This is a genomic window from Streptomyces sp. NBC_01431 (genome assembly GCF_036231355.1).
Lineage (GTDB): Bacteria > Actinomycetota > Actinomycetes > Streptomycetales > Streptomycetaceae > Streptomyces.
Map to the genome: position 1 here is coordinate 6,250,103 of NZ_CP109496.1, position 12,245 is coordinate 6,262,347.

At 72.8% G+C, this 12,245-nt stretch carries 11 protein-coding genes and 1 riboswitch; of the genes, 4 read left to right on the forward strand and 7 right to left on the reverse strand.

Translation table 11 applies throughout. The annotated features are described in order from the left end of the window. Positions 1–52 precede the first annotated feature (52 nt). The 5 genes from OG522_RS28490 to OG522_RS28510 all read right to left on the reverse strand — a co-directional run bounded on the left by OG522_RS28490 (position 53) and on the right by OG522_RS28510 (position 5,276). The gene (locus OG522_RS28490) at positions 53–1,558 is read right to left on the reverse strand and encodes a cobyric acid synthase (protein ID WP_329465876.1); all 1,506 of its coding nucleotides are present in this window, start codon (positions 1,556–1,558) and stop codon (positions 53–55) included. Continuing rightward, entirely contained in the window at positions 1,540–2,496 is a 957-nt protein-coding gene (locus OG522_RS28495; protein ID WP_329465877.1) for a cobalamin biosynthesis protein, read from the reverse strand. Before OG522_RS28495 ends, OG522_RS28490 begins: the two co-directional genes overlap by 19 nt. A 98-nt stretch (positions 2,497–2,594) precedes the next feature. Beyond that, a riboswitch (cobalamin riboswitch) is annotated at positions 2,595–2,733 on the reverse strand. Positions 2,734–2,832: 99 nt separating this feature from the next. Next, positions 2,833–3,057 (reverse strand): hypothetical protein, encoded by a 225-nt coding sequence (locus OG522_RS28500; protein WP_329465878.1) that lies wholly within the window; start codon positions 3,055–3,057, stop codon positions 2,833–2,835. A gap of 35 nt (positions 3,058–3,092) precedes the next feature. After that, positions 3,093–4,343 carry an inorganic phosphate transporter gene (locus tag OG522_RS28505; RefSeq protein WP_329465879.1) on the reverse strand — a complete coding sequence of 417 codons (1,251 nt, stop codon included), beginning with the start codon at positions 4,341–4,343 and terminating at the stop codon, positions 3,093–3,095. Positions 4,344–4,508: 165 nt separating this feature from the next. After that, positions 4,509–5,276 (reverse strand): lysozyme, encoded by a 768-nt coding sequence (locus OG522_RS28510; protein ID WP_329465880.1) that lies wholly within the window; start codon positions 5,274–5,276, stop codon positions 4,509–4,511. 130 nt (positions 5,277–5,406) lie between these two features. Between OG522_RS28510 and OG522_RS28515 the strand changes: the two genes are divergently transcribed. The 3 genes from OG522_RS28515 to OG522_RS28525 all read left to right on the forward strand — a co-directional run bounded on the left by OG522_RS28515 (position 5,407) and on the right by OG522_RS28525 (position 8,864). Beyond that, positions 5,407–6,057 (forward strand): class II aldolase/adducin family protein, encoded by a 651-nt coding sequence (locus tag OG522_RS28515; RefSeq protein WP_329465881.1) that lies wholly within the window; start codon positions 5,407–5,409, stop codon positions 6,055–6,057. An 84-nt stretch (positions 6,058–6,141) separates the two neighbouring features. Then, complete coding sequence (locus OG522_RS28520; protein WP_329465882.1) at positions 6,142–7,269, forward strand: alpha/beta hydrolase; 1,128 nt, start codon at positions 6,142–6,144, stop codon at positions 7,267–7,269. A gap of 287 nt (positions 7,270–7,556) precedes the next feature. Next, a complete protein-coding gene (locus OG522_RS28525; protein ID WP_329467769.1) occupies positions 7,557–8,864 on the forward strand; it encodes a hypothetical protein in 1,308 nt (435 codons plus the stop codon). A 58-nt stretch (positions 8,865–8,922) separates the two neighbouring features. Here the strand turns inward: OG522_RS28525 and OG522_RS28530 are convergent, their stop codons facing one another. Next, the gene (locus OG522_RS28530) at positions 8,923–9,312 is read right to left on the reverse strand and encodes a VOC family protein (protein ID WP_329465883.1); all 390 of its coding nucleotides are present in this window, start codon (positions 9,310–9,312) and stop codon (positions 8,923–8,925) included. A 90-nt stretch (positions 9,313–9,402) separates the two neighbouring features. After that, entirely contained in the window at positions 9,403–10,296 is an 894-nt protein-coding gene (gene ypfJ, locus OG522_RS28535; RefSeq protein ID WP_329465884.1) for a KPN_02809 family neutral zinc metallopeptidase, read from the reverse strand. Positions 10,297–10,616: 320 nt separating this feature from the next. Between ypfJ and OG522_RS28540 the strand changes: the two genes are divergently transcribed. Continuing rightward, the gene (locus OG522_RS28540) at positions 10,617–12,215 is read left to right on the forward strand and encodes an ABC-F family ATP-binding cassette domain-containing protein (protein WP_329465885.1); all 1,599 of its coding nucleotides are present in this window, start codon (positions 10,617–10,619) and stop codon (positions 12,213–12,215) included. The last annotated feature ends 30 nt before the right edge of the window (positions 12,216–12,245 follow it).

Below are 12,245 nucleotides of genomic sequence, written 5' to 3' on the forward strand. Positions count from 1 at the left end.
GTGCTGATCTCTCCTTCGAGTAGTGCTGTACGCCACGGGCTCGCGGGGGTGGTCATGGCGCCCCCGGCGGGATGAACGGCAGCCCGGCGGGCGGGCCCTGCTCGATCAGCCTCAACAGGGCGCCGGTGTCCGCGTGTTCTTCGATCAGGTCGCCCAGCCGGTCCAGCTGCTCCTCGCGCAGCGCGCCGAACGACGTGCCGGGCGCGGGCACGAACCGGCGCCCCGCGGCCCGCGCGACCTGCTCCAGGAACCGGCGCCGGAAGCCGTCGCTCTCCAGCGAGCCGTGCCAGTGCGTACCCCACACAGCGCCGGTGCGGCAGCCGTCCAAGAACGGCTCGCCGCCCAGGACTTCGGCCACGCCGTGGTGGATCTCGTACCCCTCGACGCGTTCGCCGAGGGCCTCGCCGACCGGCCTCGCGAGGGTCTTCTCGGCGGCGAACCGCACCCGCACGGGTAGCAGCCCGAGACCGGGCACCGAGCCCGCCTTCGACTCGACGTCGTCCTCGATGTGCTCGCCGAGCAGCTGGAAGCCACCGCAGATCCCGAGCACCGGGCGCCCCTCGGCGGCCCGGCGCGCCAGCTCCGCCGCGAGTCCCCGCTCCCTCAGCCACTCCAATGCCCGGACCGTGCCGCGCGTTCCCGGCACCACCACCAGGTCGGCGTCGGTGAGTTCCTCGGGCCGGTCCACGAAGCGGACGACCACGCCGGGTTCGGCCGCGAGTGCGTCGACGTCGGTGAAGTTGGACATCAGCGGCACCGCGCAGACCGCGACGCGCAGCACGTCCTCGCCGACCGGCGGTGCCACCACGGACTCCCGCACGGCGCCGCGCATGGAGACCCTGAGGCCGTCCTCCTCGTCGATGCCGAGGCCGTGGGCGTACGGCAGGATCCCGTAGGTGTGCCGGCCGGTGAGGCCGCGCAGCATCTCGATGCCGGGGTGCAACAGCGTCACGTCGCCCCGGAACTTGTTCACGACGTACCCCGCGACCAGCGCCTGGTCCTCGGGGCTCAGCAGCGCCGTCGTCCCGAAGAACGAGGCGAACACGCCGCCCCTGTCGATGTCGCCGACCACGACCACGGGCAGCCGCGCGGCCCGCGCGATGCCCATGTTGACGATGTCGGTACGCCGCAGATTGATCTCGGCCGGACTGCCCGCCCCCTCGCAGATCACGGCGTCATATGTGCCCCGCAGCTCGGCCAGGCACTCCAGGACGGTGCCGAGCAGCGCCTGCTGGCGGCCCCCGTGGTAGCCGCGGGCGCTCAACTCGCCCACCGGCTTGCCCATCAGGACGACCTGGCTGGAACGGTCGCTCCCCGGCTTGAGCAGCACCGGGTTCATGAGCGCGGTCGGCTCCACGCGCGCGGCCTGCGCCTGCATCGCCTGCGCCCGCCCGATCTCCGCGCCCTCGCGCGTGACGAACGAGTTCAGCGACATGTTCTGCCCCTTGAAGGGCGCGACCTTGACGCCCTGGCGCACCAGCCAGCGGCAGATGCCGGCCGTGACGACGCTCTTGCCCGCATCCGACGTCGTGCCCGCGATCAGCAGCCCGCCACCCATGTACGTCCCTTCCTCACAGCGGCCCTCGTCGCGACGGCGGTGGCCAGCGTCAGCCAGCCCACCCTGCGCGAGAGCCGTACCGCCCGCTCGATGTCCGCGACTTCGACGGCCCGCCCCGGTGCGTTCAGGACCGGCCGGTGCTCGACGCGCCCCGCGTACGACAGCGTGCCGCCAAGACGCACCCCGAGGGCCCCCGCGAACGAGGCCTCGACCGGGCCCGCGTTGGGGCTGGGGTGCCGGGCGGCATCGGCGCGCCAGGCGCGCAGCGCACCCTTCTTGTCCGGGCCCGCGAGCACCGCGAGGACGGCGGTGAGCCGGGCACCCGGCCAGCCCGCCACATCGTCCAGGCGCGCCGAAGCCCAGCCGTACCTGCGGTACTTGGCCGACTTGTGCCCGACCATCGCGTCCAGCGTGTTGACCGCCCGGAAGCCCACGAGACCCGGCACTCCGGCGAGCGCGCCCCACACCAGGGCGCCGACGACCGCGTCCGAGGTGTTCTCGGCGACCGACTCGACGACGGCCCTGGCGATCTGGTCCGCGTCCAGGGACTGCGGGTCGCGCCCGCACAGGTGCGGCAGCCGCTCCCGGGCCACCTCCACGTCGCCCGCGGCCAGCGCGCCGCCGATGGCCCGCGCCTCGCGGCCCAGCGAGGTGCCGCCCATCACCGTCCAGGTGGCGGCGGCGGTCAGCGCGGCGGCCGCGGCGGGACGGCCTCGTACGGCACGGGAAAGGAGGGTCGCGGCGCCCGCGGCGCCGCCCGCGCACACGAGGGTGTGCAGCGCGCCCCACCCGCGGTGGTCGCGCCACAGGACGCGCTCGACGGCCCCGGCCGCCCGCCCGAACGCGGCGACCGGATGCCCACGGCGCGGATCGCCGAGCAGCAGGTCGCCGAGGAGTCCGGCGGTGGCGCCGTACGCGAAACTGCGATCGGCCGGCACGGGATCAGCCCGCCAGGACGTCGCGTGGAACTGCGGTACTTCTCAACAGGCAGGCGCGCATGGCGGTGGGTCCTCACTCAGGGTGTCCGCGCCCTGGTACGACGTGACCGGCGGTGAGAGTTCCTGGCTCGCGGGGATCGCTCCCCGGTGACAGTGGCGGGACCGCGCCGGATTCGCACCGGCTTCCTCTTCTGCCGCCGTAGCTGGCCGGTGCAGTCCACCACGCTGCGAGAACACCCGTCAACTTGCCGTTGACCTGCGGCGCGGGAGTGTGCCGAGACACACAGCGAACCGCCCCCCGGCGGAGCCGGAGAGCGGTTCGCGAGCACGCGCGGGTCAGGCGACGATCAAGAAGATCCCGTACGCGACGGCCGCCGCGCAGAGCGCGAAGCAGGCGTACGCGCCGGTGCGGGCCAGGGCCGCGCTGCCGGCGGTGCCGGAAGCCGCGGCCTCCTGCTTGGTGAGGCCGACGATGCCGAGGGTGAACAGGCCCACCAGGCCGACGGTCACCGCGAGGCTGACGCCGAAGACGGAGCCGAGGGACGCCCAGTCGATGTGCATGAGGATTCCTTAGCTGTTCCTGGTCGGATGCCCGGTCAGACCGTTGCCGGGGTGGGCGGGTCGGCGGGGGCCACCGGGGCCGGGGCCTGGATCGTGGCCTTGAGGTCGGTGGCCGCGACGGCGACGCCGGTCGGCGGCGGGCTCACCGCGGCGATCGCGGTGGTGATGACACCGGCGGGCTCCGCCTCGTCGTTGGTGACGTGGGTGTGGTCGACGGGCTGGCGGCGCGAGAGCGACCAGATGACGCCGGAGCCGGCGATCAGGAGCACGGCGACGGCGGCGATGCCCCAGCTGCCCTGCTTGGTGAGGAACTCCGCGCCCGCGCCGACCAGTCCGGCCGCCGGAAGCGTCAGACACCAGGCGACGACCATACGGGTGGCGGTGGACCAGCGGACCACGCCGCCCTTGCGGCCGAGGCCCGCGCCCATGACGGAGCCGGAGCAGACCTGGGTGGTGGAGAGCGAGAAGCCGATGTGCGAGGAGGCCAGGATGACGGTCGCGGCACCGGTCTGGGCGGCGAAGCCCTGCGGCGGCCGGAGCTCGGTGAGGCCCTTGCCCATGGTGCGGATGATGCGCCAGCCGCCGATGTAGGTGCCCATCGCGATGGCCATGCCGGCCGAGACGATGACCCACAGCGGGGGGTTCGAGCCCGGGTGCAGCACACCACTGGTGACCAGGGCGAGGGTGATGATGCCCATCGTCTTCTGGGCGTCGTTGGTGCCGTGGGCGAGCGAGACGAGGCCGGCGGAGGCGATCTGGCCGGCGCGGTAGCCCTTGGCGGTGGCCTTCTCGCTGGTGTTGCGGTTGAACCGGTACGTCAGCTTGGTGGCGAGCAGCGCGGCGATGCCCGCGACGATCGGGGCGGCGGCCGCGGGGAGCAGCACCTTGGTGACGACGGTCGAGCCGTGGACCGAGGACCAGCCCGCCGACATGACCGCGGCGCCGATGAGGCCGCCGAACAGGGCGTGCGAGGAGCTGGAGGGCAGTCCGAGCAGCCAGGTCAGCAGGTTCCACAGGATGGCGCCGACCAGCGCCGCGAAGATCACCTCGGTTCTGATGCCTTTTTCATCGATGATCCCGCCGGAGATCGTCTTGGCGACCTCCACTGACAGGAACGCGCCGACCAGGTTGAGCACGGCGGACATGGCGACCGCCATCTTGGGCTTCAGGGCGCCGGTCGAGATGGTGGTGGCCATCGCGTTGGCGGTGTCGTGGAAACCGTTCGTGAAATCGAACACGAGAGCTGTCGCGATCACAATCGCGAGCAGCAGTGTGGTGTGTTCCATTTACCCAGGCAATCGTTCGACGTCAGTGGCGGGACGAACGTAAGTAACCTGGGTGAACGGAAGGTGAACTGGGGCGGGCGCGGCGGTGTATGTGGCCGCTTCTTGACCCCATCAGCCCCGCGGTCGGCCTCCTCGGCCCGCCGTGAGCCCGTTCCCGGCCCGGCCTCAGCCCCTCGCGAACTTCTTCAACTGCGCAAAAGTCCCATTGAAGAGATTCTGGTCACCCGGCAGGCTTCCGCTGCCATTGGCGTACTGCCAGAACGTCCAGCGCGACCAGCCGGCCGGCAGCGCCCCCGGCGAGGCGGCGTACCGCGCGAGCCACAGCGGGTGGGTGGCGGCGAAAGCCCGGCTGTCGCGGGTGCAGTCGTGCCACCAGGGCGCGGTCGTGTAGATCACCGGACGGCGGCCGGTACGCAGGTGCACCTCGTCGCTGAACGCCGTGATCCACTCGGTCATCGCGGCGGGGCTCAGCCCGTAGCACTTGTCGCTGCTGTCGCCGTTGGAGTACGGGTTGTGCTCCAGGTCGAGCGCGGGCGGCAGCGTCCAGCCGTCGCGCCGCCAGCCGCCGCCGTGCTGCACGAAGTACGCCGCCTGCGCCTGGCCGGACGACTGGTCGGGCACCGCGAAGTGGTAGGCGCCGCGGACCAGGCCCGCCTGCCGGGCGCCGTCGTACTGCTGCGTGAAGTAGGGATTGCGGTACCAGGTGGACTCGGTCGCCTTGACGTAGACGAACGACGCGCCCCGGCCCTTCGCGGCACCCCAGTCGACGTTCTTCTGGTGCGAGGAGACGTCGTCGCCGAGCGGCTTGCCGGCGGCCGCCGCGCCGGGCAGCGCGGCGAGCCCGAGTGCCTCCATGGCCAGCGCGGCCAGCACGGCCGCGACCGCGGCCCGGATGCCGAGGTGGCGCACGAACGGACGGTGGTCGCGAGCCATGGTGTCCCCCTGAATCCCGACGTACGTCCCGATGTACGTCCCGGCGTACGGAACAAACGGCCAGAGGCTAGTGGAAGATCGCGCCACGACCGCGTGCCGCGGCCGTGGCGGGCCTGGCAGGATCAGCCGCATGAGTGACGAGGCGGCGACGGCCGCGGCCTGGGCCGAACTGATCGACACCGCGCGCAGGACCGCTGCGGAAGGACTGGTCGTCGGCACCTCGGGCAACGTCTCGGTCCGGGTCGGCGAGCTGGTCCTCGTCACCCCGACCGGCGTCCCCTACGACCGGCTCGGCCCCTCCGACACCGTCGCCGTCGACCTCGAAGGCCGTCAGGTCATGGGCACGCTCCGGCCCACCAGCGAGATCCCGATGCATCTCGCGGTGTACCGGAACACCGACGCACGGGCCGTCGTCCACACCCACGCCGTGCACGCCACGGCCGTCTCCACGCTCGTCGGCGAACTGCCGCTGGTGCACTACATGGCCGCCGAGCTCGGCGGCCCGGTGCGGGTCGCCCCGTACGCCCTGTACGGCAGCGAGGAACTGGCCGAGAACATGCTGCGTGCCCTGGCGGGCCGCACCGGATGCCTCCTCCAGAACCACGGGGCCCTCACGTACGGAACCGGCCTGGCCCAGGCCTACGACCGCACCGCCCAGTTGGAGTGGATGTGCCGCGTGTGGCTCACCGCCGCCGCGCTGCCCGGCCGCACGCCGACCCTGCTCAGCCCCGCCCAGCTCGACGAGGCCGCCGAGCGGCTGCGCGGCTACGGCCAGCCGTAGCGGCGCCCCGGGTCCGCGGCGGCCAGGCCGCCCCGATGGTCCCGCCCACTGGCACCGCGGCCGACCCGGGCCGAGACTGGACGCGTGCGCCCCGCTATGAAGACGGCAGCGGCCGTCACCACACTCATCGGCGTCGGCGCGGCAGCGGTCGTCGCCGGACGCTACGCCAGCGACGCCGCCCTCAAGGCGCCGCCGGGCCGCCCGCTGCCGACCGACCCCCGGCTGACCGTGCACGCCACGGCCCCCGGCCGGATCACCCTGACGCGCTCGCTCGCCGCGCTGCGTCCGGGGACGTACGGCCTGGAGGGCGACGGCGTCCGCGCGGTCGTCGGTGACATCCTCGACGGCGCTCCGCACACCGCGGACACGGTGGTACGCCGACTGGAGCGAGTCACCCAGGGCGGCGTCGCACCGGGCGACCGGGTGCGGCTCACCCCCCAGGTGCACCGCGGGACTCCGCACACCGCGCTCGGCCTGGACCACCGGGACGTCGAGATCCCGGCCGAACTCGGCCCGCTGCCAGCCTGGTTGGTGCCCGGACCCCGCACCACCTGGGTGATCACCGTGCACGGCCTCGGCACCACCCGCGAACACCCCCTGAACATCATGGGCTTCCTGCACCGCCAGCAACTGCCCGTGCTGGACATCACCTACCGCGGCGACGACGGGGCGCCCCGCCCGCCGGACGGCCTCGGCCACCTCGGCGACTCCGAATGGCGCGACCTCGACGCCGCGATCCGGTTCGCCGTCCGGTCGGGGGCCGAGCGCGTCATCCTGCACGGCTGGTCCACCGGCGCCACGATGGCCCTGCACGCCGCCGCGAACTCCCCGCTGCGCGAGCGCATCAGCGGCATCGTCCTCGACTCACCCGTCCTCGACTGGGAGTTCACCCTGCGCGCCCTCGCCACGGCCCGCCGCACCCCGGGCGTGCTGCTGCCGCTCGCCGTCCGCGCCGCCCAGGGCCGCACCGGCATCCACGGCGACCGGCTCCAGGAAGCCGTCGACCCCGCGGCGCTGCGCGTGCCGACACTGCTCTTCCACGGCCCCGACGACACGCTCGCCCCCTGGGGTCCGTCCCGCGAACTCGCCGACCGGCGCCCCGAACTGATCACCCTGCACACGGTCGCCCACGCTCCGCACGCCTCGATGTGGAACGCCGACCCGCCCCGCTACGAGGAAACCCTGCGCCGCTTCCTGACCCCCCTCATGTGAGACCCCGGCGGCAACCGGCACGGCGGCCGTGGCCGGTTCCGGGCGCGCCGCCGGCCCCCGGCGGACGGCCTTCGCCCGGTCGCCCACCCCGGCCCCGGCAACCCCGGCCGTCCCCCCCGAGGGACAGGCGTGGCCGATTCCGTTTGGGCTTTCGGGCCGTCAACGGGAAGACTGCATCCGTGACCTCCCGGAAGCCTGAAGAGAAGTTGCCGCGCGACTCCGGACTGCGGCTTGTCCGCGGTCCGCAGCCGAGGGAAGCCCGACCTCTTGCCACCGCGCGCAGGGCGGTGACCGACCGGCGCACCAGGCCGGCCCCCCGGCCGCCCGCGGGCACCCCTGCCGCCGCCGAACTGGCCCGCCAGGCAAGGGTGGTGCTCGCCGACGCCGTACGCGTCGCCCGCTGGATCGACGCCGAGCGCGCCCGCGGCGGCGCCTGTGGCCCCGGGCGGCCGGGACCACTGCCCGCCCCCGTCGCCGAGCGGGCCGCCGCCGCACTCGGTCTGACGCAGACTCAGGTGCGGGCCGGCTGGGACCGTGCACGGCTCGCCGGGCTCGTCGAGCTGCACGGCGCCACCGTGCGTCCGGGCTGGCGGCTGCGCGCCTGGGACCGCGACGACGCGGCCGTGCTGCGCGGCTGGGTCGCGCTGTTCGACGCCTGGTCCATCGTCCATCCCGCCCCGGACGACATCGCCCCCACCGCGGTCGCCGAGGTCGTCGAGGCCGTGCCCCAGGTGCTCTCCCTCCTTCAGCTCTCGGCCGGGCCCGTGCTGGTCCCGGCCCTGCTCGACCTGCTCGGGCAGCGGGTCGCCGAACTCCGCGAGGAACGCTGCGAGGTCCCCTACCGCCCCGAGCCCGACCCCGAGGCGCTGCCGCCGCTCCTTCCGCACCTGCTCGGCTGGGCCCTGGCCGGCCTCGCCGCCGTCGGCGCGCTCACCCTCGGCGAGGGCCAGGCCACCTTGACCCCGCTCGGCAACTGGGCGGTCTGGGTCAAGCTGGAGCAGATCTGTGTGGCCGCGCAGAGTCCGGCCGGGAACATCGAGCAGTCCGCCGAGGACATGCTGCGCGGTTGCGCGGGCCTGACCCCCGGCCCGGCGCGCGCCGAGTACCGCGCCTGGATCGCCGCCCGCACCGTCGGCAGCGCCGTCACCGAACTCCTCGACGCGGCGCGCGGCGACGACGCGCTGCTGCGGGGGCTCTCCTTCGAGGCGCTGCGCGTGGTGGGGGCACCCGCCGAGCCCGGGGTGCGCGCCGCCGCGACGGAGACCTCCCTGCGCCCTTACGCCCTGCTCTGGCTGGCGGAGTACGAGGGCGGCGATCCGGAGGACGTGCTGGGTGTCCTCACCCGGGAGGAGGCCACCTGGCTGTGGGTCGACACCGCCGCCGCCGTGGCCGACCACGGCGAGAGCGAACTCCTCGTGCGCCACCTCGACTCGGCGGTGCAGGGCACGGTGCCCGCGCTCCTCGACGAGGTGCGGGCCGTGGGACATCCCCGCACCGTGCAGGTCCTGGTCGCACTCGCCGCGGCGCACCCCGACCCGGCCCTGGCCAAGGCGGTCCGCCGGGCCGCCTTCCAGGTCCACAACGGTTCCGCCTAGCAAGCGTGTGCCCGCCCCGGCCGGGGCGGGACCGAGCCGCCCCCCGCCCCCCGCCCCCTCATCCCGCCCCGCCCGGCACGTACGTGCCGAAGCTCCACACGTTGCCCTCCGCGTCCCTCGCCATGTAGTCCCGCGAGCCGTAGTCCTGGTCCGTCGGCTCCATCAGGATCTCCATGCCCTGCTCGGCGGCGTGCTTGTGGTGCGCGTCCACATCGCTCACCACCACGTACACCCCCACCGGGCCCGCGTCCGCCATCGTCTGGGCGAAGAGGCCCGCGCGGTCCTTGGAGCCGATCATCACCAGGCCGGTGCCGTAGGACAGTTCGGCATGCATCACGCTGCCGTCCTCCCCCTCGTACACGCACACCTCGGTGAAACCGAAGGCGTGTGTGAGCCGGCTGATCGCCGCTTTCGCGTCGCTGTAGAGAATCGTCGGACAGACGCTCATACCGATCACTCCTTGGGTGGCCAGGCCGATGACTATGACCTGGATCTCAGTCTCGCACCCGGCACTGACAACGCCCCGGCCCGGCGGACTTCACGGCGTGAAGGTGTTGCAGGCCGCCATGTCGCCGCTCCGGAACCCGGTGTGGAACCACTGCCGGCGCTGCTGTGCCGAGCCGTGTGTCCAGGTCTCCGGGGTCACCCGGCCCTGGAACCTCTCCTGGATCCGGTCGTCGCCCACGGCGGCCGCCGCGTCCAGCCCGTCCTTGATGTCCTGGCCGGTGAGGCTGGTGATCAGCGGGCGGCCCGTCGAGGGGTCCGCGGTGGTCGTCGCGTGGTGTGCCCAGACACCGGCGTAGCAGTCGGCCTGCAACTCCACTTTCACCGCATCGCTGTTGGCGCCCTGTTGGCCGTTCTGCGCCTTTCGCAAGGTGCCCATCAGGTTCTGGACGTGGTGCCCGTACTCGTGCGCCACCACGTACGCCTGCGCGAAGGGGCCGCCGCTGGAGCCGAACTTGGTGCGCAGCTCGTCGAAGAACCCCAGATCGAGATAGACCTGCCGGTCTCCCGGACAGTAGAACGGGCCGACCGCCGAAGTCGCCGCACCGCACGCGGTGTTGACCCGCTGGGTGAAGAAGACGGTCCGGGCGGGGGAGTACGTGCCGCCGCGCCGGGGGAACTCCTGACTCCAGTAGTCCTGCACGCTGTTGACCACCGCGACGATCCGGCAGTCCTCCTTGGTGTTGGCGTCCGAGCCGCGCTTGCAGCTCTGCGACACCTGCGCCTGGGACGAGGAACTGGCCGCCGGTGTCGTGTCGCCCGACGAGAGGCCGAGCTCCTCCGGGCCCACCCCGAAGAACAGCGCCAGGAGCAGGGCGATGAAGCCGACGACGCCGCCGCCCACCGTGGCCCGGCCGCCCGGGATCCGGCTGCCGCGCGCGTCCTGGACCTCGGATGTGTCCAGCTCGGCGTCGTCGTCGAACCGCATGGGGCGCACCACCCTCTGATCCACCGGGGCCGGCACGCGGGCAGCCCTCCGTACGTCACCCCGAGTATCAGACAGTTCACTGCGCTACGCCCGTTTTGTACGGCTGTTTCGCTGCCCCGGCCGATGCGCTCGGCCCGATCACCCCGGACCGCACCCCGCTCGGCAACGATCTCCCTGGTGAGCGGCGCACGGACCGCGGCGAAACCGGGTTGCGTGGCCCAGTTAGAATTGGCCCATGGCAATTCTCCTTGTGCATTAGACGGCGTCGACCTCCGCGACCCCCGTCCCGTCCGCCGTCCATTCCGCCCTGGAGTCTTTCCGTGATCACCGCCACCGGCATCGAGCTGCGCGCCGGCGCCCGAATCCTCATCGAGTCCGCTTCCTTCCGCGTCGCCAAGGGCGACCGCATCGGCCTGGTCGGCCGCAACGGAGCGGGCAAGACCACCCTCACCAAGTGCCTGGCCGGCGAGGGCGTCCCGGCCGCCGGCACCATCACGCGCTCGGGCGAGGTCGGCTATCTGCCGCAGGACCCGCGCACCGGCGACCTCGACGTCCTCGCCCGCGACCGCGTCCTGTCCGCCCGCGGCCTCGACGAAGTCCTGCGCAAGATGCGCGAGAACGAGGAGCGCATGGCGAACGGCAAGGGCGCCACGCGTGAGAAGGCGATGAAGAAGTACGAGCGCCTGGAGACCGAGTTCCTCACCAAGGGCGGGTACGCCGCCGAGGCCGAGGCCGCCACCATCGCCGCGGCGCTAGGCCTGCCCGACCGGGTGCTCGGCCAGCCGCTGCACACGCTCTCCGGCGGTCAGCGCCGTCGCATCGAGCTCGCCCGGATCCTCTTCTCGGACGCCGACACCCTGCTCCTGGACGAGCCGACCAACCACCTCGACGCCGACTCCATCGTGTGGCTGCGCGACTACCTCAAGTCCTACCGCGGCGGCTTCATCGTGATCTCCCACGACGTCGACCTGGTCGAGACGGTCGTCAACAAGGTCTTCTACCTGGACGCCAACCGCGCCAACATCGACGTCTACAACATGGGCTGGAAGCTCTACCAGCAGCAGCGCGAGGCCGACGAGAAGCGCCGCAAGCGCGAGCGCCAGAACGCCGAGAAGAAGGCCGCCGCCCTCAACTCGCAGGCCGACAAGATGCGCGCCAAGGCCACCAAGACGGTCGCCGCGCAGAACATGGCCAAGCGCGCCGAGCGCCTGCTGTCCGGCCTGGAGGCGGTACGCGTCTCCGACAAGGTCGCCAAGCTGCGCTTCCCGGAGCCCGCGCCCTGTGGCAAGACCCCGCTGACCGCGGAGGGCCTGTCGAAGTCGTACGGCTCGCTCGAAATCTTCACCGACGTCGACCTGGCCATCGACAAGGGCTCGCGGGTCGTCATCCTCGGACTGAACGGTGCGGGCAAGACGACGCTGCTGCGGCTGCTCGCCGGCGCCGAGAAGGCGGACACCGGCGAGGTCACGCCGGGCCACGGGCTGAAGATGGGCTACTACGCGCAGGAGCACGAGACCCTCGATCCCAATCGCACGGTCCTGGAGAACATGCGTTCCTCCGCCCCGGACCTCGACCTCGTAGAGGTCCGCAAGACGCTCGGCTCGTTCCTCTTCTCCGGCGACGACGTGGACAAGCCGGCCGGAGTGCTCTCCGGTGGCGAGAAGACCCGGCTCGCCCTGGCCACCCTCGTCGTCTCCTCCGCCAACGTTCTGCTGCTCGACGAGCCCACCAACAACCTCGACCCCGCCAGCCGCGAGGAGATCCTGGGCGCGCTGCGCACGTACAAGGGCGCCGTCGTCCTGGTCACCCACGACGAGGGCGCGGTCGAGGCGCTCCAGCCGGAGCGGATCATCCTGCTCCCGGACGGGGTCGAGGACCTGTGGGGCCCCGACTACGCGGATCTGGTCGCGCTCGCCTGATCCCGGGCGTCAGGCGGCGGGATCCGTGCA

Coding starts and splice junctions, on each gene's coding strand:
- OG522_RS28530 (WP_329465883.1), bottom strand. CDS start 9,312: ATGAGCGTCTGTCCGACGATTCTCTACAGCGACGCGAAAGCGGCGATC.
- OG522_RS28500 (WP_329465878.1), bottom strand. CDS start 3,057: ATGCACATCGACTGGGCGTCCCTCGGCTCCGTCTTCGGCGTCAGCCTC.
- OG522_RS28515 (WP_329465881.1), top strand. CDS start 5,407: ATGAGTGACGAGGCGGCGACGGCCGCGGCCTGGGCCGAACTGATCGAC.
- OG522_RS28505 (WP_329465879.1), bottom strand. CDS start 4,343: ATGGAACACACCACACTGCTGCTCGCGATTGTGATCGCGACAGCTCTC.
- OG522_RS28510 (WP_329465880.1), bottom strand. CDS start 5,276: ATGGCTCGCGACCACCGTCCGTTCGTGCGCCACCTCGGCATCCGGGCC.
- ypfJ (WP_329465884.1), bottom strand. CDS start 10,296: ATGCGGTTCGACGACGACGCCGAGCTGGACACATCCGAGGTCCAGGAC.
- OG522_RS28490 (WP_329465876.1), bottom strand. CDS start 1,558: ATGGGTGGCGGGCTGCTGATCGCGGGCACGACGTCGGATGCGGGCAAG.